We start from the raw sequence: 26,683 nt of genomic DNA on the forward strand, positions 1-26,683 counted from the left end.
GGCGTGCGGGCGGCGACGCGGCATCCATCAGCCATTCCGCGAACCAAAACGTTTTGTTATGCTCGCATGGATCTTTCAGGAAAGGAAGGCGCCGTGGCCTGCATCCATCTCCGAGACGGCGGAACGAGCGTCGTCGTCGACATCGCGGGAGACCGCCCGGTGATCGTGCACTGGGGCGCCGACCTCGGCGACGCGGGCGCCGACGAGCTGAACGGACTGGCCCTCGCCTCACGCCCACAACGGGTGTCGGGCGGCCTCGACGAGACCGCCCGCCGGTCGCTCCTGGCCACGCCCGCCGAGGGCTGGCTCGCGACCCCGGCGATCGAAGGCCACCGCGACGGGCGGCACACGAGCCTGCTGCTGACGCTGCAGAACGTCACCGCGGATGCCACGACCGCCGCGCTCTCGTACGCCGACGCCGAGGCCGGGCTGGGGGTCGTCGTCGAGCTCGAGGTGGGCGTGGGCGGGCTCCTCCGCCAGCGGATGACCGTGCGCAACGACCACGCCGACGTCTTCACGCTGCAGTCGGCCCTGCTCGCCTTCCCCGTTCCGTGGGAGGCGACCGAGCTGCTCGATTCGACCGGGCACCACCTGCGCGAGCGCGCGCCGCAGCGCCATGCCTTCACGAGCGGGTCGCACGTGCGCGAGAGCCGGCGCGGGCGCCCCGGCGCCGACGCGACGCTGCTGCTGGCTGCCGGATCTGCCGGATTCGGCTTCGAGTCGGGCACGGTGCACGGCGTGCACGTCGCGTGGAGCGGCAACCATCGCGTCATCGCCGAGCGTGCGGTCACGGGCGAAGCGCACTTGCTCGCGGGCGAGCTGCTGCTCGCCGGCGAAGGGCGCCTGGCGCCCGGCGGCGACTACGTCTCACCCTGGGTGTACGGCTCGTGGGGCGACGGACTCGACGCGCTCGCACACCGCTTTCACACGCAGTGGCGCGCACGACCCGAGCACCCGTCCCGGCCGCGCCCGATCACGCTCAACACGTGGGAGGCGGTCTACTTCGACCACGACCTGCCGACGCTGCTGACCCTCGCCGACCGGGCCGCCGAGGTGGGTGTCGAGCGCTTCGTGCTCGACGACGGCTGGTTCCTCGGGCGCCGCGACGACACCGCCGGCCTCGGCGACTGGTTCGTCGACCCCGACGTGTGGCCGGACGGCCTGCACCCGCTCGCCGACCACGTGCGCGCCCGCGGCATGGAGTTCGGCCTGTGGGTCGAACCCGAGATGGTCAACCCCGACAGCGAGCTGGCCCGCAGGCATCCGGACTGGATCCTGCGCGGCCGCGCGACGCTGCCGCCCTCGGCGCGCACGCAGCAGGTGCTCGACCTCGCCCACCCCGACGCCTACGCGTACATCAAGGAGCGGCTCTTCACGCTCCTCGCCGAGTACCCGATCGCGTACCTCAAGTGGGACCACAACCGCGACCTCGTCGACGCGGGCGACGGCCTCGGCGGCCGCGCGCTCGTGCGCGAGAACACCCTCGCGCTCTACCGCCTGCTCGGTGAGCTCAAAGCCGCGCATCCGGGGCTCGAGATCGAGTCGTGCGCGTCGGGCGGCGCGCGCGTCGACCTCGGCATCCTCTCGCTCACCGACCGCATCTGGACGAGCGACTGCCTCGACCCGACCGAACGGCTCGGCAACCAGCGCTACACGGGGCTCGTCGTGCCGCCCGAGATGATGGGCATGCACCTCACTTCGCCCCACGTGCACTCGACGCACCGCACCGTCGACCTCGACTTCGCGGCCTCCGTCGCCCTGTTCGGGCACTTCGGCATCGAGTGGGATCTCACGTCCGCCGACGCGGCGACCCTCGCCCGGGTCTCTGCCGCCGTCTCGTTCGCGAAGTCTGTGCGCGAGCTCGTCGCCTCGGGCCGCACGGTCAACGCCGACGGCACCGAACCGGGCATCGACGTGCGCGGCATGGTCGCCGCCGACGGGGCCCGCGGCGTCTACACGATCGCGCAGACCGCCTCGACCGCCGCCCTGCCGCCGGGTCGTGTGCGCCTGCCCGGGCTCGACCCCGACCGCACCTACCGGGTGCGCATCGTGGGCGGCGCGCCCGAGCTGCCCGGCCAGTCGCCGCTCGAATGGGCCGAGCACGGCATCACCCTCACCGGGCGCATGGCGGGCACGGCGGGCCTGCGCCCACCCGTGCAGTACCCCGAGCGCGCCGTCGTCGTCACCGCCGACGCGGTCTAGACGAGCTGCCCGGCACTCGAACCTCACGCCACGGGCTCGACCGCCCCCGCCGCGGCACGGCCCGCGCCGCGGATGGCGCCGACGGATGCCACGATCACGAGCGCGATCCCCGCCACCTCGAGCCACGAGAGGTGCTGCCCGAGCAGCACGAACCCCGCCAGCGCGGCGATCGCCGGCGCGAGGCTCATCAGCACCGCGAACGCCGACGCCGCCAGGCGCCGCAGCGCGATGAGCTCGAACGCGTACGGCAGCGTCGACGACAGCAGCGCGACGGCGGCACCGAGCGCGAGAACGTCGGGGCGGAGCAGGGCGGCCCCGGCATCCACCACACCGAACGGCACCGCCACCAGCGCACCGATCACCATCGCCCATGCGAGACCGTCGAGCTTCGCGAACGCCGCACCCACCCGCGCCGACGACAGGACGTACAGCGCCCACATGGCCGCGGCGCCGAGGGCGAACGCCACTCCGAGGCCGTCGAGCCGGTCCCATCCGCCACCGGCGAGCGCCACGACGCCGGCGAGCGCGAGCCCCGCCCACACGAACGCGCGGGCGCGCCCGGCCGCGATGATCGACAGGGTAAGAGGTCCGAGTACCTCGATCGTGACGGTGACGCCCAGCGGCAGCCGCTCGAGCGCGAGGTAGAACAGGCCGTTCATCGTCGCGAGCACCACCCCGAACACCGCGACCGCCGCCCAGTCGCGCCGCGAGTGACCGCGCACTCCGGGCCGGGTGACGGCGAGCAGGATCACCGCCGAGAACCCGAGCCGCAGCAGCACCATGCCCAGCGGACCCGCCTGGGCGAACAGCAGCACCGCGATCGACGCGCCGACCTCTTGGCAGACGAGCCCCGCCACGACGAGCGCGACCGCGGGCAGCGGCGACGCGCCCGCACGCCCGGCGGGCGTCACGGCACGGGGCAGACGGCGGATGCCGTGACCTGTGCGCCCATCTCGTCGGCGGTCCACGGCAGCCCCGCTTCGGGAGCGGTCTGGCCGGACGCCGCCGGAAGCTTCGAGGCGATCGCGGCCAGCTGCCACGCGAGGCTGCGCACGAGCACGTTCGATGCGCGCGAGTCGTTCAGCACCACCACGACGGTCATGCCCGTGTTGCGATCGGCGAACGCGGCCGTGAGGTACCCGGGGATCGAGCCGTACTGCCCGATCAGGGTGCCCGCCTGGTACACGCCGCCCTTGGCGGTGAACCACGACGGCGCGTCGCCGGCGGCCGGCAGCGGGTTCTCGAACCGCGCGTCGGTGTCATAGGGACGCGCACCGGTCGCCAGCGACTGCATGTATCGGCCGAGATCGGAGAGGTCCGACACCACGCCCGCCGCCGTGTACCCGGCGCTCGGCGACAGGTCGGTGACGTCGACCGGCGCGGTGCAGGCCGCGCTGCCGTCTTCGGCGTTCGGCGTCCACAGTCCCGCCAGCTCGACGCCGGCCGAGTCGGCGCTCGCGGTCGGATCGGGGAGCGCCGTGGCATCCATCTCGGTGGGCGTGAACACGAACTCGTCGAGCAAATCTGCGGCGGTGCGGTGTGTCGCGTGCTCGAGGGCGAGTCCGAGCAGCACGTAGCCCGTGTCGGAGTCGGCGAACGTCGTGCCCGGCTGTGCGTCGCCGGTCGTGCCGGTGCCGTACGCGACGAGTTCGCGCGGGCTCCACCTGCGGGTCGGGTTGGCCATGAAGCGCCCGTCGAGCCGCGACGCATACGAGGCGAATCCGCTCGTCGAATCGCACAGCTCGCCGAGGGTGATCGCCTCGTAGCCGGGCAGCCCCGGAACGTATTCGGTGACGCTGTCGGTCAGCGCGACAGTTCCCTGCTTGACGAGGCCGTAGAGCACGTCGCAGGTCATCGCCCGCGTGATCGTGCCCGCTTTGAACGTGGTGTCGGTGCTCGTGGCCTTGCCCTCGGGCTCGATCGACCCGACACCCTTCAGCCACGTTCCCGCCCACGGCGCCCACACGCCGACGATCGCGCCCGATGCGCCCGACGCGGCCACCGCTCGATCGACCGCGCTCTGCAACTGGCTCTGCGCCTCGTCGGAGAAGGCGGCGTCGACCTGGGTGGGCAGCGTCAGTCCGCTGGATGCCTCGGGAGCGCATGCCGCCAGCGACATGGCCACGATCGCCGCGCACGCCGCAGCGGTCCAGCGCCGCATGCGCATCGTAGCCGACATCTCCACCCCCGATAGTCCGTACCAGCGTAGATCATGCCCGCCCCGGCATCGTGCACGCCCGTCCGCAGCGGCACGGCCGGGGCGGCCGCGTGCCTAGGCTGGACGGATGCCTCACACTTTCGACGATGCCGCCCTCGCGGGCGTGCTCGGCCACATGAACGACGACCACACCGACGACAACCTGCTCATCGCGCGCGCGTTCTCGCCGCTCCCCGACGTCATCTCGTCGACGATGACGACGTTCGACGGCGCCGCCGGTCAGTGGCACGTGATCACGGCCGACGGCGCCGAAGACGTGATCCGCGTGCCGTGGCCCGGCGGCGAGATCACCGAACGCCGCGAGGTGCGCCGCGAGATCGTCGCCCTCTACGACGCGGCGTGCGCGCGCCTCGGCGTCGAGCCGCGCCCGCACGACTGAGCCGCATTCGACGCACAGTGACATCTTCGGAAACCTTCAGGTTAGTTGAGCCTTAGTTTCAGCTATGCTGACGGTCATGGCCGACCTCGTCTCGTTCTCGACCGCCCTGCGCGAGCGCTCGCGCACCGCCCACTCCGGCAGCGAAGGCGCCGGCTTCATGAGCGACCTCATGCGCGGAAAGGGCACGCGCGACGACTACGTCGCCCTCGTCGCACAGCACTGGTTCATCTACGAGGCGCTCGAGGCCGCGGCATCCACCTTCGCCGCCGACCCCGTGGCGGCCCCGTTCATCAGCGAGAAGCTCACGCGCCTGCCCGCCCTCGAGGCCGACCTCGCCTACCTGATCGGCGACGACTGGCGCGAGCGCATCACCCCCGTGCCGACGACCGAGCGCTACGTCGCGCGCATCCGCGAGGTGCAGAACGACGCCTGGGCGGGCGGCTTCGTCGCGCACCACTACACGCGCTACCTCGGCGACCTCTCGGGCGGTCAGTTCATCGGCAAGCTCATGGCGCGCCAGTTCGAGCTCGGCTCGAACGGCATCGGGTTCTACGTGTTCGACGAGATCGCCGATCCCGCCGCGTTCAAGGACGTCTATCGCGAGCAGCTCGACGCCGCGCCGTGGGATGCCACGGAGGCTGAGCGCGTCATCGACGAGGTGCTGCTGGCGTACCAGCTGAACACCGACCTGTTCGTCGACCTCGCCGCGGCGAAGGCTGCGGCATCCGCCGCCGACACCGCCACCGTCGCCTGACCCGCCACCATCGCCTGACCCGCTCCGCGCCCGGCGTCAGAACCCGGATGCCCGCACGCCGGCCATGAACCGGCGCACGTCGGCGTCGACCAGGATGTCGCTCGGGCGCAGCGGCCGGGTCAGATACAACCCGTCGAGCGAGGTCAGCCGCGACAGCGCCACGTAGGTCTGCCCGGGGGCGAAGGCGCCCGAGCCCAGATCGACCACGGCGCGATCGTAGGTCTTGCCCTGCGACTTGTGGATCGTGACCGCCCACGCGAGGCGCAGCGGGAACTGCGTGAACTCGGCGACGATGTCGCGCGAGAGCTTGCGCGTCGCGGGGTCGTACGCGTAGCGGAACCTCTCCCATACCGCCGGTTCGACGTCGTGCTCCTCGCCGTCGAGCTCGACCCGCACCGTGCCGCCTGCGATGCGCGTGACCGTGCCGATCGAGCCGTTCACCCAGCGCGGTCCGCCGCCGCCCGCGGCCCCGTACGACCCGACGTCGTTGCGCAGGAACATCACCTGCGCCCCGACCTTCAGCTGCAGTTCGGCATCGGCGGGGTAGCCCGTCTCGCCGCGGCCGAAGTCGCCCGAGATGTCGGCGCGCGCGGTCTGCACCGGCCCCGTCAGGGCATCGAGGTGACGCTGGTTGATGCGGTTCACGATGTCGTTGCGCGTCGCGAGCGTGATGATCGGCGGCTCACCCTCGGCGGGTTCGGGCACCGGCCGCGCACCCGCCGCATTCAGCGCGCCGGCGATCTCGGCCGTCACCACGCCGTACCGCACGGCGTTGAGCATGGCTTTGAACCCGTCGTCTGACTGCCGGTGGATCTCGCGGAGCTCGCGGATGTTCAGCGGCGCCCCCACCCGCCCGAGGTCGAGCAGCCCGTCGGAGCGGATCGCGCCGCCGTCGGGCCGCGGCCCCGCCCACACCTGGGCGTCGAAGAACCAGAACGAGCGGTAGTGGTCGTCGACGTACTTGCGCTCGTCGCCGCGCGGCGGCACCGGGGCCAGCTGGTACGGGTCGCCGAACATGACGATCTGCACCCCGCCGAACGGCTCGGAGCGCCGGCGCCGCGCCTGACGGAGCGAGCGGTCGATGGCATCCATCACGTCGGCGTTCACCATCGAGATCTCGTCGATGACGAGCGTGTCGATCGCGTTCAGGATCTTGCGGGCGGGCTCCGACTGCTCGAGCTCGCTGTCGGCGATCAGCCCGATCGGCAGTCGGAACAGCGAGTGGATCGTCTGCCCCTCGACATTGAGCGCCGCGACGCCGGTCGGCGCGCACACCGCGATCTGCTTCTCGGTGTTCCAGGCCAGGTACTGCAGCAGCGTCGACTTGCCGGTGCCGGCACGGCCCGTGACGAAGACGTGCTCGCGGGTGTCTTCGATGAGCCGGAACAGCTCCTCCTGCTCGGCAGAGAGGGGCGGCAGGCTCATTCGTTCCATGGTAGAGGGAAATGCCGTGTCCTCTCAGGCCGCGTTTCCTAGACTGGGCGCGTGCCGAGAGCCGACCACGAGGACCAGATGGATGCCTCGCGTCGCGCCCGCCCGAAGCGCCGGCGCACTCTGGCGCGCGACCTGACGGCGCTGACGATCGTCGGCGTGCTGCTCGTGGGGGCGCTCGGCGCGACCGGTGCGGTGCTCTACCGCGACCTGTACAGCCCGTCGGCGTTCGTCGCGCGCTACCTCGACCTGCTGACGTCGAAGCAGGCCGCCGAGGCGCTCACCCTGCCGGGAGTCGCCGTCGACTCGTCGCAGCTCACGGCGTCGGGGCTGCCCTCCGACGCGAACGAGGCGCTGCTGCGCGCCGCGGCCCTCGCCCCGCTCACGAACGCCAGCGTCACCGACGCCGTCGAGGGCGCCGACGGCATCACGACCGTCACCGCGCACTACCAGGCCGGGCCGCACGAGGGGACGACCGTCTTCCGCGTGCAGCGCGCCGGCTGGGTGGGAGTCGCCCCCACGTGGCGCTTCGCGACGAGCCCGCTCGCCGCGATCGACCTGACGGTGCGCGGCGCGACCCGTTTCACGGTGAACGGGTTCGACCTCGATACCCGGCAGGTGGCGGCCCAGGGAGCCGACGCCGATCCGCTCGATCCCGTCGCCCTGCTCGTCTTCTCCCCCGGCCTGTATTCGATCTCGGTCGACACCCCGGTGTCGACCTCGCCGGGCGTCGCCGTGCTCTCCGACAAACCGCAGGCGAGCATCCCGGTCGATCTGCAGACCCAGCCGACCGCCGAGTTCGAGAACGCGGTGCAGAAGCAGGTCGAGGCGTTCCTCACCGAGTGCGCGACCCAGCAGGTGCTGCAGCCGACCGGGTGCCCGTTCGGCCTCGTCGTGCGCAACCGCATCGAAGACGCCCCGGTGTGGACGATGGAGCAGCAGCCGGCCGTCTCGCTCGTGCCCGACGGTGCGAACTGGGCGATCGAGCGGGTGCCGGCCGTCGCCCACATCCAGGTCGACATCCAGTCGATCTTCGACGGCAGCGTGCGCCACCTCGACGAGGCGGTGCCGTTCTACGTGGCGGGCACCGTGACGATCCTGCCCGACGGCACGGCATCCATTCAGATCACCGACGGCAGCTGACGGATGCCTCCCGCTCGCCCACCGGGCGAGCTGGCTCGGCGGGCGGTCAGCGCCGCGCGCGCGTATCGCGGTCGGCGAGGGCCTGCAGGCGGGCGTTGTACTCCTCGAGCTCGGCGTCGCCCGTGCGGTCGGCCTGGCTGTCGGAGCGGCGCTGGGCGCGGTCGTCCGACCGGCTCCACTGGATCGCGACGGTGATCGCGAGGATGAGGGTCGGAATCTCGCCGATCGACCAGGCGATGCCGCCGCCGGCGTACTGGTCGACAAGCGGCGGTTCGCCCCAGGTGCGCCCCATCGACCCGAACCACTCCGCGACGAACAGGCCGGTCGACATCATGATCGAGATGCCGAAGAACGCGTGCATCGCCATGACGCCGATGAGGGTCAGCAGGCGGAACGGGTAGGGCAGGCGGTACGGCACCGGGTCGATGCCGACGAGCGACTGCACGAACAGGTATCCCGAGATGAGGAAGTGCGCCACCATCCACTCGTGCCCGAGATGGTCGTACAGGGTCCAGCGGAAGAGGTCGGTGTAGTAGAACGCCCAGAGCGACCCGATGAACATCGCCGCGGCGAACAGCGGGTGCGTGATCACGCGTGCGAACGGGGTGTGCACCCCCCAGAGGATCCACTCGCGCCCGCCGCGGGTGCCGTCCGACCGCTTCGCGATCGCGCGGGATGCCAGGGTCACCGGCGCCCCGAAGACGAGCATCATCGGAATCGCCATCGACAGCAGCATGTGACCGACCATGTGCATGCTGAAGAGGTAGTCCTGATAGGCGTTGACCGACCCGCTGGTCACCCAGAACAGCAGCGCGAGGCCCGCGAGCCAGAGCACCGTGCGGTAGATCGGCCAGCGGTCGCCGCGGCGGTGCAGGCGCCACACCCCGGCGAGGTAGAAGAACACGCCGAACCCGACGGCGAAGGCCCAGAGCACGTCGATGTCCCAGCTGGTGAGCCAGCGGAGCGGCGTCAGCTCGGGGGGGAGCGGCGCACCCGTGAGCACTTCGGCGGGGCTCGGCACGGCGGGCAGTTTCGTGTCGACCGGCGGCGGGGTGCGCGCGAGCGCGACGGCGGCCCCCGACGCGATCCCCATGAAGGCGAGCTCGAGCGCGATGAGCCCCCAGAACCGGCGTGCGCCCGACCCCGTGGCATCCGTTCTGATGCGCGCGATCAGGCGCACGCGGTACGCGGCGCCGAGCGCCCCGATCGCGAGCAGCGCCACGACCTTCACGCCGAGGATCGCGCCGTACGGCGAGAGCAGGTTCTGCCACGCCACCACCCCGACGACGGCGCGCGCGACGCCCGAGAGGGCGACCACGACGAACGCGGCGAGGGCGATCGACGAGTACCGCCCGAGCACGTCGGCGAGCTCGTCGCGGTCGAGGCGCGGGCGCAGCGCGACGAGCAGCAGCACACCGCCGAGCCACACCGCCGCGCCGATGATGTGCAGCGCAAGCGAGACGACGGCCGTGTTGTGCCCGGCCTCGTCGCCCGCGTGCCCCTGCGTGGCCATCGGCACGAGGGATGCCACGGCCAGCGCCGTCACGAACAGCGTGGGCGTCCAGCCGCGCACCGCGAAGGTGAGCACCGTGAGCCCGGCACCCGCGATCGTCGTCAGCGCCCAGGCCCGGCCGACGTCGGTGTCGACGAGGAAGCGGCCGAGCTGCTGGCCGAACTCGGCGCCCGCGCTGGGCGTCGCGTTGAAGATGTTGACGAAGGTGAGAAAGGCGACCGTCGCGCTCGCGACCGTGAAGATCGCGGCGGCGGCCGAGGCCACGTCGAGCGCCGTGTCGAAGGGGCGCGTACCGGCGCGCAGCGCGAACAGGGCCAGCACGAGCGAGCCGACCATGCCGGCCGCCGAGAGGTTCACCGCGAGGGTCGCGGTCGGAAGACCCCACCGCACGACCGGGCCGGGGTCGGCGATCAGCAGCGGCGCCGCGCCCCCGCCGTAGAGGAGCGCCCCGACCATCGCCGCGACCGCGGCGATGACGAGGATCGCGAGCCCTGCGATCGGGGGCACGCGCAGGGCTCGAGTGGGCACCCGTCCAGCCTACGCGGGCCCTGCCGACCCCTCGCGCGGCACCGATGTACAGCGCTGGCTATGCGGCGCTGGCTGTACGACGCCCGCCGCACGTCCCCCACGCACGACGGAGGGGGATGCCACATGGCATCCCCCTCCGAAAGGGTCGCGCAGTACTTACTTGGCGGCGGCCTTGAGCTTCGAGCCGGCGGTCACCTTGACGCGCTTGCCGGCCGGGATGGCGATCTCGGCGCCGGTCTGGGGGTTGCGGCCCGTGCGAGCGGCGGTGTTGACCGTCTCGAACGAGAGGAAGCCGGGGATGGTGACCTTCTCGCCCTTGGCGACGGCCTCGGAGACAGCCGAGAACAGGCCGTCGACGACGCGGCCGACAGTGGCCTGGCTCTCGCCCGTCGCGCTGGCGATGCTGGCAACGAGCTCGGTCTTGGTGATAGCCATGGGGTTTCCTCCAGACGGCAGCGTGTGCCGCCTTCAGTTACATCGGACCGGGCGATCGCCCGGGTCGGTCGGATGGACCGGTCCCGAATATACCCAGAAACCCCGGAATTACGCGGATTTGCAGCCTTTTCGCGCCATGTTCACCGGCGTGTCGCGGTTCGGGGCCGCGCTGCCTCGTCACAGGCCGGCCGTGCGTAGATTCTCCGCGGGTGCACCGATCGCCGGGGTGAGAGGTTCAGGATGTCTTTTTCGTACCCTTCTGCCGGCTGGACACGACGCCCGCCTCACTGCGTCTTCTCCGATCCCTTCGTCGTGACGTCGATGGACTACGCCGATCCACGGCTCGCCGGGGCCGTGACGTGGTCCGGGACTCTCACCGTGCCTCCCGGGAGCAAGCGAGACGTCAGTTTCTCCGTGCCGAGCCCCGTATGCGACGCGGGGGATTCCGGGCAGACCGGGCACGTGCGACTGAGCTTCAAGGCGGATGCCGAGCAGGCGACGGCCGACTACCCGGTGGAGGACCCGTACGGCTTCGTGGCGAGCCACCTCGCCACGGCGTGCTTCTCCGCGACGCTGGCGCAACGCGCATCCGTCACGCTCACGGACGTGACGACGGCAGGCGCGGGCGGGACGGAGATCGCGGTCATGCATGTGCAGGTGACGGTGACCGGCGACGACGCCGTGCGGATCGAGAGCGCCGAGAGCACGACGCTGCTGCAACCCGAGGTGGGAGGGTGGATGTGGCGATGCCGCGAAAAGCGCGCTGTTCGATTACGTCGCCCGCCTCTGCGGGAACCAGGGCTGACGGCCCATGCAACGTCGGCGGTCGGAGGCACGACGAAGGCCCGCCCCCGGAGGGACGGGCCTTCGTGCGAAACGGGTGCTTACCAGCTCGACTTGGTGACGCCGGGCAGCTCGCCCTTGTGCGCCATGTCGCGGAAGCGCACACGCGAGATGCCGAACTTCGACAGGTAGCCGCGGGGGCGACCGTCGATGGCGTCGCGGCCACGCAGGCGCACGGGCGACGCGTTGCGGGGCAGCTTCTGCAGGCCGACGCGGGCGGCCTCGCGGGCCTCGTCAGTCGCGTTCGGGTCGACGAGGGTCTTCTTCAGCTCGGCACGCTTCTCGGCGTAGCGGGCGACGACCTCTTCGCGCTGGTTGTTGCGCGCGATCTTGCTCTTCTTGGCCATGAGATCAGCGCTCCTCTCGGAATTCGACGTGCTTGCGGATCACCGGGTCGTACTTCTTCAGCACGATGCGGTCGGGGTTGTTCCGACGGTTCTTGCGCGTCACGTAGGTGTACCCCGTGCCGGCGGTCGACCGGAGCTTGATGATCGGACGGACGTCCTGAGCCTTCTTCGCCATTAGAGCTTCACACCCTTCGCGATGAGGTCCTTCACGACCGACTCGATGCCGCGGACATCGATGACCTTGATGCCCTTAGCCGAGACGTTCAGCGTGATCTTGCGACCAAGCGAAGGAACGTAGTAGGTCTTCTTCTGCACGTTCGGGTCGAAGCGGCGCTTCGTCCGGCGGTGCGAGTGCGAGATGTTGTGACCGAAGCCGGGAACCGCTCCAGTCACCTGGCACACTGCTGCCATGGTGGTTACTCCTTCTGTACCGTGAGGCCGGACGGCCCCACCCAAGATCCCTTGTCTGCACCCCGATCACCGATGATTTTCAGTGGGTGGGGTACGAACTGCGCGCTCGAGGGAGACTTCCGCGCGCAGACAAAGAGTCAGTCTAGCACGCGCGGCGTGTCGCCTTGACCCTGCCTGGCCCCGCGCCCCCAGCGGAACGCCGACACCGTGGGGTCGCCCGCGATCCAGAAGCGCCAGGGGAAGGCATCCGTTCCGGCGATGCCGGCCACCCCGACGCGGGGCCCGGTCGCGATGCCGGTGCGGACGGATGCCGGCAGCCACAGCCGCGCGACGGCGCCCGCCTGCTCGTGGCCGGTGACCGCGTCGATGCCGTCGTGGATCGGATGCCGCAGGCCCACCGCGTCGCCGAGCCGGCCCGGGCCGCGGGCGAGATCGCGCGTCGATCCGGACGCCCGCGCCGCCGGACGGCGCGCGAACGCGGCATCCGCCCCGCCCGTCACCTCGCCCGCGCGCAGCAGCACTCCGCCCGCCACGCCCTCGGGGCCGCACACGACGTTGACGCACGAATGGATGCCGTGGCTGAGGTAGACGTAGAGGTGCCCGGGCTCTCCCCACATGGTGGCGTTCCGGGCCGTGCGGCCCATCCGCGCGTGCGAGCCGGGGTCGGGCGCGGGGCCCGTTCCGGCGCCGTGATAGGCCTCGACCTCGGTGAGGCGCACGGCCACCGTCTCGCCGCCGACCGTGACCTCGAGCACGCCGCCGAGCAGCCGGGGCGCGACCTCGACCGGCAGCCCCGCCAGAGCCTCACGCGTCGCGGGCACGAGGCCGGGGGCGGGGCCGCCGGGGCGGGTCATACGCGCGGCGGGGTCTGACACCACGAGATGTCGAACCCGGTCAGCGCGACCTGCTCTTTGCCGTCGGCGAGCGAGACGACGTGGGTCTGCAGCTTCTCGGGCAACGGCAGCTGGTGACCGTCGTAGGCGTTGTCGACCGCGTCGGGGGCGACGAGGAACGTGGCGTAGCGGCCGCTCGGCGACACGCACGTCTCGATGAGGGTGTCTTTCGGCTCGACCGAGAGCACCGCGCGGGCCGCGCCCTGCTGGTCGACGAGGTGCACGGTGGTCGAGCGCACCGTGAAGCCGTCGAGCAGCGCGAGCACCCGCAGGGTCTGCCCGTCGGCGAGGGGGATCACGCTGTTGACCTGGCCGAGCGCCTTGTCGGTGTGGGGCAGGGCCGTCTCTTGCGCGGTCGACAGGTCGATCGCGACCGGGCCGTCGACGCGCTCCACCACGACCGTCGTCGAGCCGCGCGCGATGCCCGTGATCGCGACGGCGTTGCCGAGTGCGACCGGGGCGCCGCCCGACGGCGAGACGAGGGTGAGCGCGCCGTCGTACGTCAGCATGAGCAGGCTGTCGGTGCCCGGCACGAAGCGCCAGTCGTCGACGCGCGACTCACCACCCGTGCGCGTGACCTGGGTCGGCTCCTCGCTCGACTGCGATTCGGTGAGCGAGGCGGTGAACAGCACGCTCGCGCGCGCGCCCGCCGACCCCACGTCGGCGTCGGTGAAGGTGTACCCGATCAGGTTGCCGCGATCGGCGCTCTGCAGGTTCGTGACCGTGCCCTCGCCGGGCAGGGGCAGCTCGCGCGGGTTCTGACCGTCGAGGTCGGTGACGATGAGGTGCGAGTGCCCCTCGGCATCCATCGTCGAGACGACGAGATAGCCCGCCGTCGCGCGGAAGTCTTCGATCTGCGCATCGGTGAACACCGGCACGGCCGCGTCGCCCGCGAGGTCGGTGCGAAAGACGGTGTCTCCGCCCGTTGCGCGCTGCAGCACGTACGACTGCAACGGAGGGGTCAGGAAGCTCTTGGTGATGTTGGTGGCCGGTCCGCCGCCCACACCCGTCACGCCCGAGATCGTCACGGTGTACTCGGTGTCGTCCCAGAGCGGCAGCGCGAACCGCACCCCGACGCTCCGCCCCGAGGTGTCGACGGTGAACGCGGCCGCGGGGGTCACTGTCACCTGGTCGGGCTGCACGTGCGAGAGGGATTGCGTGGTCGTGAAGATCAGCCGCGACCCGGCGGCGTTGACCGCGGCATCCGGATCGATGCTCACGCGCGTCACGCGCGGCCCCTGCGCCGTCGTCACAGCGGCGCCCGCCAGTCCGACGACGCCGAGCACGGCGATCACCACGGCGAACGCCACGAGGAAGGCCCGCGAGCGGCGGCGGCGGGTGCGCGCGCGGCGGGTGCCCGCGTCAGTACTCATACGGGTCCTTCGGCTGGTCGATCCGCTCGACCGACGACGGATGCACGGTCAGGCGCCCGTCGTCGTCGCGGATCGTGCCGGTGACGGTGACCCACTGACCGGTCTCGACGCCGTCGCCTGTCGAGATCGCGACGCTCGCCGGCTGCGCGTCGATGACGCAGTGCGTGATCACCAGTCGGGTGAGCGCGAACCCGCCGTCGGCGGGGGTCGCGAACCCGGTGAGGGTGACCTGGTCGCCGTCGAACGCCTCGGGGTTCGTCGCGGTCGCGAACACGCTCGCCCACTCGCCGACCCCGAAGTTGGCGGTGTCGCCCGTCGAGGCGAGGGCGACCGTGTCGGCGCCCTGGAAGAGCGGCGGCGTGCCGGTGTCGCGCTGCATGGCCAGCTCGGCCGAGAGCGTCGCGGGCGGCGTCAGCACGATCGCCGCGACGACGCCGGTGGCGAGGATGCCTCCGGTCAGCGTCGCCGCGGCCCCCCAGAACCCGGCGGGGGCGCCGTGATCGTGGTCGTGGTCGGCGTGGTCGTGATCGTGACCGTGACCGTGGTCATGGTCACGACCGGCCGCCGATTTCGGGGCGGCGTGTCCGTGGTCATGGCCGTGATCGTCTTCGGCGCCGCGCGGCAAGGCGAAGCTCACGGCGCAGCCGACGAGCGCGATGATCGCCATCGACACGGCGAACCACGCCGACTCCGGGTTGATGTAGAGCCCGAGCCCCCCGCTCATCCAGAGCGCGATCGTCACGGCCGAGAGCCCCGCCGCGAGCCCGACACCCAACAGCCGCGCCCCCGTGATGCGGCGTTCCCGCTGCGGCGCGAGACGCGATGCAGCGCGCGAGGCGGCGTGTGTTCCGGCGCGCTGCATGCCGTCTCGCGAGTCGGAGGCCGGGGCGGAGACGGGGGCGGCGGTGCGGGAGCGCAGCTCAGGCAAAGAGGTTCACCACCGATCCGACGGCGACGGCGAACAGCACGACGATCACGACGAGCCCCACGAGCACCTTGCTGCGGAACGTCGTGCGCAGCAGCGCCAGCATCTTCACGTCGACGAGGGGCCCCACGAGCAGGAACGCCACGATCGACCCGGGCGTGAAGGTCGATGCGAACGACAGCGCGAAGAACGAGTCGACGTTCGAGCAGATCGACACGATCATCGCGAGCAGGATCATCGCCACGATCGACAGCGCCGGGTTCGAGCCGATCGCGAGCAGCGCCGAGCGTGGCACGAGCACCTGCACCGCGCCGGCGAGGGCCGAGCCGATGACCAGGGCGGGCAGCACCGCGCGCAGCTCGACGACGAACTGGGCGAGGCTCCGCCGACCGCGATCGAGGTGCGCCGTGGCATCCGGATCGTTCGCGATCGCGCACGTGTCGGCGAAGCGCTCCGTGACGAGCCCATCGGGATCGGGATGCCTGCTGTAGAGCCACCCGATGAGGTTCGCGACCGCGAACCCGCCGACGAGCCGCGCGATGAGGATGCCGTCGTCGAAGCCGAACGCCTGGTGCGTCGTGATGATGACGATCGGGTTCACGATCGGCGCGGCGATGAGGAAGGTGAGCGTCTCGGGCACGGTGAACCCGCGCATCATGAGGCCGCGCGCGAACGGCACGTTGCCGCACTCGCACACCGGCACGAGCATGCCGAGAAGGGACAGCGCCATGCGGCGGGCCCAGGCGCGCCGAGGCATCCACCGCTCGATCGCGCCCGGCGGCACCCACACCTGTACGACGATCGACAGCAGCACGCCGAGCACGACGAACGGCATCGACTCGATGAGCACGCTGATCGAGAGGGTCAGGCCGTCTTGCAGCCGGGTCGGCAGCGCGGGCCCCGGCGAGACGAGCGCGAGGGCGACGAGGGCCGCCACGACGAGCGCGCCCGCGATGATCAGCAGGGTCGGTCGCAGCCTCGGATCGCGCTGCAGGCGCGCGGTGCGCGGTGCGAGCGTTTGCTCAGTCACGCGTCTCCGGGGCGGCCGAGACGGCATCGGCGGTCTGCGCGGCCGCCTGCGCGACGGAAGCGGTCGTGGATGCCGCGACGGAGCACGCCTCACACAGTCCGAAGATGTCGACGACGTGCTCGGCCTGCATGAAGCCGTGCGCGGCGGCAGTGCGCTGCGCCCACGCCTCGACCTCGCGGGCCTCGATCTCGACGGCGCGCCCGCAGGAACGGCAGATGAGGTGATGGTGGTGACCCGTCGACGAGCAGGCGCGGTAGATCGCCTCGCCCTCCGGGCTCTGCAGTTGGTCGGCCTCGCCGCTCGCGGCGAGGGTCGCGAGGGTGCGGTAGACGGTCGCGAGCCCGATGCCGGTGTTGTCCTGCCGCAGAGCGGCGTGCAGATCCTGCGCGCTCACGAAGCCCGGAGCGTCGCCGAGGGCCTCGCGCACGCGATCGCGCTGCCAGGTGTTGCGCTGGGCCATGGCGGGAATCCTATCGCCGGGGTCTTGGAGTGGGCTGGGCGCCGGCGCGCTCTTCGCGGTGCGCCGGCGCGCTCTCCCCGACCCGTCAGGCGCGCACGACGCGGCCGCGCCGCGCGCCGAGGGCGCGGCACACGACGTAGATCGCGAACGAGAGGGTCGTGATGTAGGGGCTGACCGGGAGCGTCCCCATGACGGCGAGCAGGATGCCTCCGACCGCCGAGACCAGCCCGAAGCCCGCCGCCAGCAGCGGCAGCGCGATCGCTCCGCTCGTGACGCGTGCGGCCGCGGCGGCGGGTGTGACCACGAGCGCCATCACGAGGAGCGCCCCGATGATGTGCACCGCGACGGCGACGACGAGCCCGAGCAGCAGCATGAACCCGAGAGACACGGCGACGGTCGGCACGCCCCGCGCAGCGGCGGACTGCGGGTCGAGCGAGTCGAAGCGGAGGGGGCGCCAGATCATCAGCAGGGCGACCAGCACGAACCCGCAGATCACGATCAGCCAGCCGAGCTGGGCATTCTGCACCGAGACGATCTGGCCGGTCAGCAGCGAGAACCGGTTGGCGCTGCGCCCGTTGTAGAGCGAGAGGAAGAGGACGCCGAGTCCCAGGCCGAATGGCATGAGCACGCCGATGATCGAGTTGCGGTCGCGGGCCCGCGCGCCGAGCACCCCGATGAGCGCGGCCGCAATGAGCGAGCCGACGATCGACCCGGTGACGACGTCGAACCCGAACAGCAGCGCCGCCGCGGCGCCCGCGAACGACAGTTCGCTGATGCCGTGCACGGCGAAGGCCATGTCGCGCTGCATCACGAACACGCCGATGAGCCCGCCGACGAGCCCGAGCACGGCGCCCGCCCACACCGAGTTCGAGACGAGCACGAGGATCTCGGCGTAGTCCGGCAGGCCGCCGAACATCGCGTCGCCGATGTCAGACCAGTTCACGAGAGGTCTCCGTGATCGTGATGGTGGTGGGATGCCTCGGCATCCGGCGCTCCCACGACGACGAGCCGGTCGCCCGCGCGCAGCACGAACACGGGCGCGCCGTACAGGTCGGTGAGGACGGGCGAGGTGAGCACGTCCTTCGGGGCGCCGAGGGTGAAGCGGCCGTTCGCGAGGTAGAGGATCCGATCGACCTGGCCCAGCACGGGATTGATGTCGTGGGTCACGAGCAGCACGCCGGCACCGGTGCGCCGGTGCTCGTCGATCAGCCGGACGACGGCCTGCTGGTTGGCGAGGTCGAGGCTCGTGAGCGGCTCGTCGCACAGCAGCAGCCGGGGGTCGTCGGCGAGCGCCTGACCGACGCGCAGGCGCTGCTGCTCACCGCCCGAGAGCACCCCGACGGGGTCGTTCGCGAACGAGCGCGCGCCCACCGCGTCGATCAGGGTGTCGATGCGCTCGCGGTCGGCGCGCCGGGTGATCGGCAGTCCGAACCGGTGACCGTCGACACCGAGCGCGACGAGGTCGCGCCCGCGCATCGCCGTGTCGAGGGGCAACGGGCGCGCCTGCGGCAGGTAGCCGATGTGACGGTTGCCCTTGCGTCCGTGGCCGCCGGGACGCACGGGCTGCCCGAGCGCGGTGATCGTGCCCTCGCTGAGCGGCTCGATCCCGAGGATCGCCCGGAGGAGCGTCGTCTTGCCAGATCCGCTCGGCCCGAGCACCGCGATCAGCTCGCCGGGCGCCACGTCGAGGTCGAGGCCCGACCACAGTGTGCGTTCGCCCCGGCGCAGAGCCGCGCCTCGGATCTGCAGCACGGGGGGCGCGTCGCGGTCGGGCCCAGCGTCGCGGGCGGTTGGGGGAGTCACCGGGCCAGCGTATCCGCGAGCGCTGCGACGTTCGCTTGCATCCAGGTGAGGTAGGTGTCGCCATCGGGCACGAGCTCGGTGAACTCGAGCACGGGGATACCTGCGGCTTTCGCCTTCGAGATCACCTCGTCGGTCTCCGCTCCGCCGGTCTGGGCGTTCACGATGAGCACGCGCACGTCACCCGACGAGATGATCCGGCCGGCGTCCAGAAGCGTCGCGGCCGGAACGTCCTGCCCCTCTTCGACGGCTTCGCTGAAAGCGGCGGGCGTCGCGTTCTCGAGCCCGGCGGCGGCTGTGAGGTAGAGCGGCACGGGCTCGGTGACGAACACCTTCTCCCCCGCGTGCTGGGCCTTCAGGGCGTCGAGGCTTCCCTCGATGCCTTCGATCCCCGCGGCGAACGTCTCGTAGTTCGCCTGGTAGGTGGCCGCGTTCGCGGCATCCAGCTCGCCGAGCTCGTGCGCGATGTCCTCCGCGACGTGCGCGATGGTGTGCGGGTCGTACCAGACGTGCTCGTTGAACCCCTCGACGTGGTCGTGGTCACCGTGCCCGTCGTTGCCCGGCCAGTCGTGCGAAAATTCGACGGCCGTGATCACCGGCGCTTCGGTGCCGCTGGATTCGATGATGGCGTCCATGAAGGCGTCATAGCCGCCGCCGTTCTCGATGATGAGTCCGGCGCGCGAGACGGTGAGCTGGTCGCGGGCGGATGCCTCGTAGGAGTGCGGATCCTGCGCGAACGACGTGATGATCGACTGGACGTCGATAAGGTCTCCCCCGATCGCCGACGCGATGTCGCCGTAGACGTTCGTCGAGGCGACGACCTGGAGCTTTCCGTCATCGCTCGTGGCGGCCGGGCCTGCGGACCCCGCGCATCCGGCGAGGGCGAGCACGGATGCCGCGGCGAGCGCGAGGGGAGCGAGGATTCGTCGGGTCATGGCGTCCATCTAAACACTATTGATAATCGTTCTCAACCCGGCGTTCGGCGCTGAGCGGGAGCCGAGCCAGGCTGCTCAATGAAGGAATCTCAGTGGAGAGATACCCCTGGGGGGTATTCTGTCGCGGAGAGGAGGCTCCGCAACATCGGAGCGGCGGAACGAGGGGAGCACCGATGTCCGATCCGACGACCAGCGCGCACGACCATGCGGGCCACGCCGGGGCGCACGAAGAGCACGCAGACCACGGCGACCATATGGCACACATGGCGCACGCCGACCACGCGGCGCACGCCGACCACGCGGCGCACGCCGGTCACGGCGGCCACGCCGGCCACGGCGGCCACGCCGGTCATGTCGCCCGGTTCCGTCGCCTGTTCTGGATCAATCTCGTGCTCGCGGTGCCCGTGGTGGCGCTGTCGCCGATGTTCGCGATGCTCCTCGGCTATACGGTTCCCGCGGGGCTCCGCTGGGTCGCCCCCGCCCTCGGCACCGTCATGTACGTGTGGGGCGGGTGGCCGTTCCTCACGGGCGCCCGCGACGAGCTCCGCAGCCGCCGGCCCGGCATGATGACCCTCATCGCGCTCGCGATCACGGTCGCCTTCCTCGCGTCGTGGGGCGCGAGCCTCCGCATCCTGCACCACGAGCTCGAGTTCTGGTGGGAACTGGCGCTCCTGATCGTGATCATGCTGCTCGGGCACTGGATCGAGATGCGCTCGCTCGCGGCGACCACCTCCGCACTCGACTCGCTCGCCGCCCTCCTGCCCGACGAGGCCGAGCGGGTCGAGGGCGACCGCATCGTCACGGTGCGTCCCGCCGACCTCGCCGTCGGCGATGTTGTGGTCGTCCGGCCCGGGGGCAGCATCCCGGCCGATGGCCGGGTGGTGGACGGGCAGGCCGACGTCGACGAGTCGATGGTCACGGGGGAATCGCGCCCGGTGACCCGTGGCGTCGGCGACACCGTCACCGCCGGCACGGTCGCGACCGATTCGGGGCTGCGCGTCGAGGTCACCGCGACGGGCGACGAGACCGCACTCGCCGGCATCCAGCGCCTCGTCAGCGACGCACAGGCGTCGACCTCGCGCGCGCAGCTGCTCGCCGACCGGGCCGCGGCGTGGCTGTTCTGGTTCGCGCTGGGCGCCGCCGCGATCACGGCCGTCGTGTGGACGGCGGTGGGCGATCCCGACGCGGCGGTCGTCCGAACCATCACGGTGCTCGTCATCGCGTGCCCCCACGCCCTCGGTCTCGCGATCCCGCTCGTCGTCTCGATCGCGACCGAGCGCGCGGCGCGCGGCGGAGTGCTCGTGAAAGACCGCCGGGCCCTCGAGTCGATGCGCACCGTCGACGTCGTCGTGTTCGACAAGACCGGCACGCTCACGACCGGCACCCCGACGGTCACCGACATCGCGACGACCGACGCCGCGGGCGGTCGCAGCGCCGACGACGTGCTGGCGCTCGCGGCATCCGCCGAGGCCGACAGCGAGCATCCGCTCGCCCGGGCGATCGTCGCAGCCGCCGAAGACCGGTCGCTCGCCGTGCCCACCTCGAACGGGTTCTCGTCGTCCCCCGCCGTCGGTGTCACCGCGACCGTCGACGCCCACGAGGTGCGGGTCGGCGGCCCGCGGCTGCTGGACGAGATCGGCGCGCACGAGGTGGATGCCGCGGACCGCTGGCGCCACGACGGCGCGATCATCCTGCACGTCGCCGTCGACGGCGAGGTCGTCGGCGGGCTCGCCCTCGCGGATGCGGTGCGGCCCGAGTCGCGCGACGCGGTCGACGCGCTGCACGCGCTCGGCGTCGAGGTCGTCATGATCACGGGGGATGCCGAGGCCGTCGCCCGCGCGGTCGCCGACGAGCTCGGCATCGATCGGGTGTTCGCGGGCGTGCGGCCTGAAGACAAGGCATCCCGCATCGTCGCCCTGCAGCACGAGGGCCGCCGCGTCGCGATGGTCGGCGACGGCGTCAACGACGCGCCCGCGCTCGCGCAGGCGAACGTGGGGATCGCGATCGGCGCAGGCACCGACGTCGCGATCGCCTCGGCCGGGGTGATCCTCGCGAGCTCCGATCCGCGGTCGGTGGTGTCGGTGATCGACCTGTCGCGCTCGGCCTACCGCAAGATGCGGCAGAACCTGTGGTGGGCGGCCGGGTACAACCTCATCTCGGTGCCGCTGGCGGCGGGCATCCTCGCGCCGATCGGGTTCGTCTTGCCGATGGCCGTCGGCGCCCTGCTCATGTCGGCCTCGACCGTCGTCGTCGCCCTCAACGCGCAGCTGCTGCGCCGCCTCGATCTCTCGCCCGAGGCGTCCATCCGGCGCGTGCTCGGGCGGCGGTGACCTACGCCAGCGCCGGGAACGCGGCCGTGAGCCCGTGCACGAGGAGTTCGACGCCGATCGCGAGGATGAGAAAGCCCATCACCCGCGTGATGCCATCGACGCCGGCGGGCCCGAGCCTCTGGACGAGCGGCGTGCCGTAGCGCAGCAGCACCGCGATGACGGCGGCGATCACGACGACCGCGGCGACGATCGCGACCCGGTCGAGCACGCCCGTGTTGCGGGCGGCGATCCCGATCACGACGCCGATCGCGCCCGGCCCCGCGATGAGCGGCAGCGCCATCGGCGAGAAGCTGATGTCGGTCTTGGTCGCGGCGTGCACGGCATCCGGAGCGGTCGCCGGCGGCGCGTCGCGCGGCACGACCATGCCGAATCCGGAATGCATCACCACGAGCGCTCCGGCGATCTGCAGTGCGGCGAGCGAAATGCCGAACAGCTGCAGGATGAGCGTGCCGAGCACGGCGAACGCGGCCAGGATGACCGCGACATACATCCCGGTGCGCCACGCCTGCCGCCGCCGCTCGTCGGCGTCGAGATGCGCCGAGAGGCCTGCGTACGCGGCGACGGCACCGATCGGGTTGGTGATCGGGATGAGCGCCGCGAGCGCCGCGACGAATACGCTCAGCATGCCTCCATTGTCGCGCAGTCGGCCCCGCGCCGCGATCGACGCTCGGTCAGTCGAGCAGCAGCGCGGGCTCTTCGAGAATGGATGCCACGTCGGCGATGAACCGGCTCATGCCGTCTCCGTCGATCACGCGGTGATCGAACGAACCCGACACCGTCGTGACGAACCGCGGGCGCACCTCGCCGTCGACGACCCACGGCTTCTGCCGGATCGTGCCCATCGCGACGATGCCCGACTCGCCGGGGTTGATGATCGGGGTCCCGGCATCCATCCCGAACACGCCGATGTTCGTGATCGTGATGGTGCCGCCCTGCTGGTCGGCGGGGGTCGTCTTGCCCTCGCGTGCCGTGAGCGTCAGCTTCTCGAGCGCACGGGCGAGCTCGCGCAGCGACAGATCCTGCGCGTCCTTGATGTTGGGCACGAGAAGCCCGCGCGGGGTCGCGGCGGCGATGCCGAGGTTGACGTAGTTGCGCACCCGGATCTCGGCCGAGCCGTCTTCGTTGTCGATCCACGACGCGCCCACGAGGGGCGTGCGCCGGCACGCCCAGATCACGGCGCGCGCCATGATCAGCAGCGGCGAGACCTTGATGTCGGCGAAGTCGGGCGAGGCTTTCAGGCGCTTGACGAGCTCCATCGTGCGCGTGGCATCCACATCGGTCCACACCGACACGTGCGGCGCCGTGTAGGCCGAGCGCACCATGCCCGACGCGGTGGCCTTGCGCACGCCCTTCACCGGGATCGTCTCCTCGCGGTCGCCGGCCGGCGCAGCGGGCGCCGAGACGGATGCCGGGGCATGCGCCACCGGGATCGTCTGCTCGCGCTGGGCGGGAGCGGCAGGGGTCGCGATGTTGCGGAAGACGCTCGCCTGCTCGGCGTGGGTCACGACGTCGTCGCGGGTCACCTCGCCGGCCGGGCCGCTCGGGGTCACCTGCGACAGGTCGACACCCAGGTCGCGCGCGAGCTTGCGCACCGGCGGCTTCGCGACGACGCCGACCGAGGCGCGCACTGCAGCCCCCCGCTCAGCGGGCCGCTTGCGACGCGAGGCGACCGCGCCGCCCGTGCCGTACCCGACGAGCACGGCGCCGTCACCTTCTGGCTCGGCCGGAGCGGCCGGCTCGCCGTGGGTGGAGAGGCCCGACGAGGCATCCGGCTCGGCGGCGGCACCCGCGATCGTGATGATCGCCGCCCCCACCGTGACGGTGTCGCCCTCGGGGGCGAGCAGTTCGCCGACCGTGCCCGCGAAGGGCGACGGCAGCTCGACGAGCGACTTGGCGGTCTCGATCTCGACGAGCACGTCGTTGACCTCGACGGTGTCACCCGGCGCGACGCGCCACTGCACGATCTCGGCTTCGGTCAGGCCTTCGCCGACGTCGGGCAGGTGGAAGGTCTGCGTGCTCATGCGGTTCTCCGATGTGTCGGCGAGGTCAATAGGCGAGGGCGCGGTCGACGGCCTCGAGAATGCGGTCGGCGTCGGGCAGGTAGGTGCCCTCGAGCTTGGCGGGCGGGAATGGCACATCGAAGCCCGACACCCGGATGACGGGCGATTCGAGCGCGAAGAAGGCCCGCTCCATAACGGTCGCGGCCACCTCTGAGCCCACCGACACATTGCCGGGCGCCTCCTGCGCGTAGACCATGCGCCCGGTCCGCCGCACCGAGTCGAGGATCGGGCCGTAGTCGATCGGCGACAGCGAACGCAGGTCGACGACCTCGCAGCTCGTCCCCTCGCTCTCGGCGAGCGCGGCCGCCTGCAGCAGCGTCGACACCATCGCCCCGTGCCCGACGAGGGTCACGTCGGTACCCCGGCGCACGATGCGCGAAGCGTGCAGCGGCAGCGAGCGCTCGGCCGTGTCGACCTCGCCCTTCAGCCAGTACTTGGCCTTCGGCTCGAGGAAGATCACCGGGTCGTTCGACGCGATCGCGTCCTGGATCATCCAGTACGCGTCGTTCGGCGTCGACGGACTCACGACCCGCAGGCCCGGCGTGTGCGCGAAGTACGTCTCGGGGCTCTCTTGGTGGTGCTCGATCGCGCCGATGTGCCCGCCGTAGGGAATGCGGATCACGACGGGGAACGATGCCGCGCCCTCGAGCCGGTTCGTGAGCTTGGCGAGCTGCGTGGTGATCTGGTCGAACGCGGGGAACACGAACCCGTCGAACTGGATCTCGACGACCGGGCGGAAGCCCGCCATCGCGAGCCCGATCGCGGTGCCGACGATGCCCGATTCGGCGAGCGGCGTGTCGAGCACGCGGCGGTCGCCGAACTCGGCCTGCAGCCCCTCGGTGACGCGGAACACGCCGCCGAGCTTGCCGATGTCCTCCCCCATCATCAGCACGTGGTCGTCGGCGGCCATCGCCGCGCGCAGGCCCGCGTTGAGCGCCTTAGCGAACGGCATCGCCACGACGGCGGCCGGCGCAGCAGCGGCGGCAGCGGTGCCGGCTCCGGTCTCGGCTGCGGTCTCGGACCCCGTCGCGGGGCTCGTCGAAACGCTCACGCCGCACCTCCTTCGAACGACGCCTCGTAGTCGGCGAGCCAGCGCTGCTGCTCCGCCATCAGCGGGTGCGGGTCGCTGTACACGTGCGCGAACATCGTGGATGCCTCGAGCCCGCCGAGCTCGTTGGTGCGCACGCGCACGTCGTCGGCATAGGCGGCGGCCTCGGCATCCACCCCCTCGAAGAACGCGGCCGAAGCCCCCCGCCCCTCGAGATATGCGCGCATGCGCGCGACCGGGTCGCGGCGGGCCCAGGACTGCTCTTCGTCGGACGTGCGGTACTTCGTGGGGTCGTCGCTCGTCGTGTGCGCGCCCATGCGGTAGGTCTCGGCCTCGATCGCGCGGGGGCCCTCGCCCGCGCGCGCCTCGTCGAGGGCGAGCTTCGAGACGGCGTAGCTGGCGAGCACGTCGTTGCCGTCGACGAGGGTCGAGGGCATGCCGTAGCCGGCGGCGCGCTGGTGCAGCGGGGCGCGCGACTGCGTCGCGACGGGCACCGAGATCGCCCACTGGTTGTTCTGCAGGAAGAACACTTCGGGGGTCTGGTAGGTGTTCGCGAACACCATCGCCTCGTGCACGTCGCCCTGGCTCGAGGCGCCGTCGCCGTAATAGACGATCACGGCGGTGTCGCGCTCGGGGTCGCCCGTGCCGCAGCGCCCGTCGAAGACGAGACCCATGCCGTAGCCGGTGGCGTGCAGGGTCTGCGAGCCGAGCACGAGCGTGTAGATGTGGGTGTTGCCGTTTTTCGGGTCGGTCGGGTCCCACCCGCCGTGGGTCAGGCCCCGCATGACCCGCAGGATGTCGATCGGATCGACGCCGCGCGTCGTCGCCACCACGTGCTCGCGGTAGCTCGGAAAGATGTGGTCTTGCGGGCGCGTCGCGCGCACCGAGCCGACCTGCGCCGCCTCTTGCCCGAACGACGGCGGCCACAGGGCCAGCTGGCCCTGGCGCTGCAGGTTCGTCGCCTGCCGGTCGAACGCCCGCACGGTCACCATGTCGCGGTAGAACGTCTCGAGGTCGGCGTCGGTGAGCGCCTCGATCAGGGGCAGAAAACGCTCGGCTTCGGGGGTCGGGGCGAACGTCCCGTCAGAGGCCAGTACGCGCACGAGTGCCGGGTCGTCAGGCGGGGTCATACGTCCACGCTAGACCCGTGCGTATGCGCAGGTCTGCATGACGGGCACAACGGATGCCCCGAACCGCCGTCGTCCGCACACAACCGCCGCCTCGCGCTCGCGCTCGCCCCAGGCATCCCGCGAATCACCACGCGTTTCGCGAATCACCACGCGATGCGCGCTAATCGGGTGGTGATTCGGCGAGGGGGTGGTGATTCGCGGGCGCGCGGCGGCGCGGGCGGGCGGCGGCGGCGCGGGCGGGCGGCTCAGCGGGGCGCGACGGAGGCCGCGACGCGCACGACCTGATCGATCGATTCGTGCTCGCCGATCGAGATGCGCACGCCGTCGCCCGCGAAGGGGCGGACGATGAGGCCGGCGTCTTCGAACGCGGCGGCGACCTCGAGGGCGCGCTCGCCGGCCGGCAGCCACACGAAGTTGCCCTGCGCGTCGGGAACGTCCCACCCGGCGTCGCGCAGGCGCGCGGCGAGGTCGTCGCGGCGGGCGGCGAGATCGGAA

25 protein-coding genes and 1 pseudogene are annotated in these 26,683 nt (G+C 71.6%); 5 read left to right on the forward strand and 21 right to left on the reverse strand.

Annotation, left to right across the window (positions count from 1 at the left end; translation table 11 throughout):
- The first annotated feature begins 66 nt into the window (after positions 1-66).
- Positions 67-2,202, forward strand: a complete 2,136-nt coding sequence (locus tag G3N18_RS06620) for an alpha-galactosidase (protein ID WP_196383530.1) — start codon at positions 67-69, stop codon at positions 2,200-2,202.
- 23 nt (positions 2,203-2,225) lie between these two features.
- On the opposite strand, the gene G3N18_RS06625 is transcribed toward G3N18_RS06620, so the two are convergent.
- Both G3N18_RS06625 and G3N18_RS06630 read right to left on the reverse strand, forming a co-directional pair.
- Positions 2,226-3,113, reverse strand: coding sequence for an EamA family transporter (locus tag G3N18_RS06625; protein WP_338038335.1), 888 nt, complete (start codon positions 3,111-3,113; stop codon positions 2,226-2,228).
- Positions 3,110-4,363 (reverse strand): serine hydrolase domain-containing protein, encoded by a 1,254-nt coding sequence (locus G3N18_RS06630; protein ID WP_230403937.1) that lies wholly within the window; start codon positions 4,361-4,363, stop codon positions 3,110-3,112. Before G3N18_RS06630 ends, G3N18_RS06625 begins: the two co-directional genes overlap by 4 nt.
- 124 nt (positions 4,364-4,487) lie before the next feature.
- Between G3N18_RS06630 and G3N18_RS06635 the strand changes: the two genes are divergently transcribed.
- Together G3N18_RS06635 and G3N18_RS06640 are read left to right on the forward strand one after the other, a co-directional pair.
- Positions 4,488-4,799 (forward strand): DUF2470 domain-containing protein, encoded by a 312-nt coding sequence (locus G3N18_RS06635; protein ID WP_196324563.1) that lies wholly within the window; start codon positions 4,488-4,490, stop codon positions 4,797-4,799.
- 76 nt (positions 4,800-4,875) lie between these two features.
- Positions 4,876-5,553, forward strand: a complete 678-nt coding sequence (locus G3N18_RS06640; protein ID WP_196383531.1) for a biliverdin-producing heme oxygenase — start codon at positions 4,876-4,878, stop codon at positions 5,551-5,553.
- Between the two features lie 36 nt (positions 5,554-5,589).
- On the opposite strand, the gene G3N18_RS06645 is transcribed toward G3N18_RS06640, so the two are convergent.
- Positions 5,590-6,978 (reverse strand): ATP-dependent DNA helicase, encoded by a 1,389-nt coding sequence (locus G3N18_RS06645; protein ID WP_196383532.1) that lies wholly within the window; start codon positions 6,976-6,978, stop codon positions 5,590-5,592.
- A 60-nt stretch (positions 6,979-7,038) separates the two neighbouring features.
- On the opposite strand from G3N18_RS06645, the gene G3N18_RS06650 reads away from it, so the two are divergent.
- On the forward strand, positions 7,039-8,127 hold the full coding sequence (locus tag G3N18_RS06650; protein ID WP_338038339.1) for a hypothetical protein: 1,089 nt from the start codon (positions 7,039-7,041) through the stop codon (positions 8,125-8,127).
- A 46-nt stretch (positions 8,128-8,173) separates the two neighbouring features.
- Here G3N18_RS06650 and G3N18_RS06655 read toward each other — a convergent pair whose 3' ends face one another.
- From G3N18_RS06655 to G3N18_RS06715, 13 genes are all read right to left on the reverse strand, one after another.
- Entirely contained in the window at positions 8,174-10,168 is a 1,995-nt protein-coding gene (locus G3N18_RS06655; RefSeq protein WP_338038340.1) for a bifunctional copper resistance protein CopD/cytochrome c oxidase assembly protein, read from the reverse strand.
- 156 nt (positions 10,169-10,324) lie between these two features.
- Complete coding sequence (locus tag G3N18_RS06660; protein ID WP_196324560.1) at positions 10,325-10,603, reverse strand: HU family DNA-binding protein; 279 nt, start codon at positions 10,601-10,603, stop codon at positions 10,325-10,327.
- A gap of 884 nt (positions 10,604-11,487) precedes the next feature.
- The gene (gene rpsN / locus G3N18_RS06665; protein WP_005051773.1) at positions 11,488-11,793 is read right to left on the reverse strand and encodes a 30S ribosomal protein S14; all 306 of its coding nucleotides are present in this window, start codon (positions 11,791-11,793) and stop codon (positions 11,488-11,490) included.
- Between the two features lie 4 nt (positions 11,794-11,797).
- Positions 11,798-11,968, reverse strand: a complete 171-nt coding sequence (rpmG, locus tag G3N18_RS06670; RefSeq protein WP_005051772.1) for a 50S ribosomal protein L33 — start codon at positions 11,966-11,968, stop codon at positions 11,798-11,800.
- Positions 11,968-12,204, reverse strand: a complete 237-nt coding sequence (gene rpmB, locus G3N18_RS06675; RefSeq protein WP_124291907.1) for a 50S ribosomal protein L28 — start codon at positions 12,202-12,204, stop codon at positions 11,968-11,970. The genes rpmG and rpmB overlap by 1 nt, the downstream gene beginning before the upstream one ends.
- A 137-nt stretch (positions 12,205-12,341) precedes the next feature.
- Positions 12,342-13,058, reverse strand: coding sequence for a DNA-3-methyladenine glycosylase (locus tag G3N18_RS06680; RefSeq protein WP_196383547.1), 717 nt, complete (start codon positions 13,056-13,058; stop codon positions 12,342-12,344).
- Positions 13,055-14,470, reverse strand: a complete 1,416-nt coding sequence (locus G3N18_RS06685) for a hypothetical protein (protein ID WP_196383533.1) — start codon at positions 14,468-14,470, stop codon at positions 13,055-13,057. Before G3N18_RS06685 ends, G3N18_RS06680 begins: the two co-directional genes overlap by 4 nt.
- Positions 14,460-15,398, reverse strand: coding sequence for a TIGR03943 family putative permease subunit (locus tag G3N18_RS06690; protein WP_268932583.1), 939 nt, complete (start codon positions 15,396-15,398; stop codon positions 14,460-14,462). The genes G3N18_RS06685 and G3N18_RS06690 overlap by 11 nt, the downstream gene beginning before the upstream one ends.
- Entirely contained in the window at positions 15,391-16,350 is a 960-nt protein-coding gene (locus G3N18_RS06695) for a permease (protein WP_420827082.1), read from the reverse strand. Before G3N18_RS06695 ends, G3N18_RS06690 begins: the two co-directional genes overlap by 8 nt.
- Before the next feature lie 67 nt (positions 16,351-16,417).
- Positions 16,418-16,885 carry a Fur family transcriptional regulator gene (locus G3N18_RS06700; protein ID WP_196383535.1) on the reverse strand — a complete coding sequence of 156 codons (468 nt, stop codon included), beginning with the start codon at positions 16,883-16,885 and terminating at the stop codon, positions 16,418-16,420.
- Between the two features lie 85 nt (positions 16,886-16,970).
- A complete protein-coding gene (locus tag G3N18_RS06705) occupies positions 16,971-17,828 on the reverse strand; it encodes a metal ABC transporter permease (RefSeq protein WP_196383536.1) in 858 nt (285 codons plus the stop codon).
- Complete coding sequence (locus G3N18_RS06710; protein WP_196383537.1) at positions 17,825-18,688, reverse strand: ATP-binding cassette domain-containing protein; 864 nt, start codon at positions 18,686-18,688, stop codon at positions 17,825-17,827. Before G3N18_RS06710 ends, G3N18_RS06705 begins: the two co-directional genes overlap by 4 nt.
- Positions 18,685-19,620, reverse strand: a complete 936-nt coding sequence (locus G3N18_RS06715; protein WP_196383538.1) for a metal ABC transporter solute-binding protein, Zn/Mn family — start codon at positions 19,618-19,620, stop codon at positions 18,685-18,687. Before G3N18_RS06715 ends, G3N18_RS06710 begins: the two co-directional genes overlap by 4 nt.
- A gap of 173 nt (positions 19,621-19,793) precedes the next feature.
- Here G3N18_RS06715 and G3N18_RS06720 point away from each other — a divergent pair, with 173 nt between their 5' ends.
- Positions 19,794-21,950: a heavy metal translocating P-type ATPase gene (locus G3N18_RS06720; protein ID WP_196383539.1), complete on the forward strand. Its 2,157-nt coding sequence runs from the start codon at positions 19,794-19,796 to the stop codon at positions 21,948-21,950.
- 1 nt (position 21,951) lies between these two features.
- Here G3N18_RS06720 and G3N18_RS06725 read toward each other — a convergent pair whose 3' ends face one another.
- The 5 genes and pseudogenes from G3N18_RS06725 to G3N18_RS06745 all read right to left on the reverse strand — a co-directional run.
- Positions 21,952-22,575, reverse strand: coding sequence for a MarC family protein (locus G3N18_RS06725; RefSeq protein ID WP_196383540.1), 624 nt, complete (start codon positions 22,573-22,575; stop codon positions 21,952-21,954).
- Positions 22,576-22,621: 46 nt separating this feature from the next.
- The gene (locus G3N18_RS06730; RefSeq protein ID WP_196383541.1) at positions 22,622-23,971 is read right to left on the reverse strand and encodes a dihydrolipoamide acetyltransferase family protein; all 1,350 of its coding nucleotides are present in this window, start codon (positions 23,969-23,971) and stop codon (positions 22,622-22,624) included.
- Positions 23,972-23,996: 25 nt separating this feature from the next.
- A complete protein-coding gene (locus G3N18_RS06735) occupies positions 23,997-24,962 on the reverse strand; it encodes an alpha-ketoacid dehydrogenase subunit beta (protein WP_196383549.1) in 966 nt (321 codons plus the stop codon).
- Between the two features lie 95 nt (positions 24,963-25,057).
- Positions 25,058-26,188, reverse strand: a complete 1,131-nt coding sequence (locus G3N18_RS06740; protein WP_196383542.1) for a thiamine pyrophosphate-dependent enzyme — start codon at positions 26,186-26,188, stop codon at positions 25,058-25,060.
- Between the two features lie 245 nt (positions 26,189-26,433).
- Positions 26,434-26,683 (reverse strand): annotated as a pseudogene (locus tag G3N18_RS06745) (aminotransferase); the annotation flags it as partial.

This window comes from Microbacterium paulum (genome assembly GCF_015707995.1).
GTDB classification, from domain to species: Bacteria; Actinomycetota; Actinomycetes; order Actinomycetales; family Microbacteriaceae; genus Microbacterium; species Microbacterium paulum.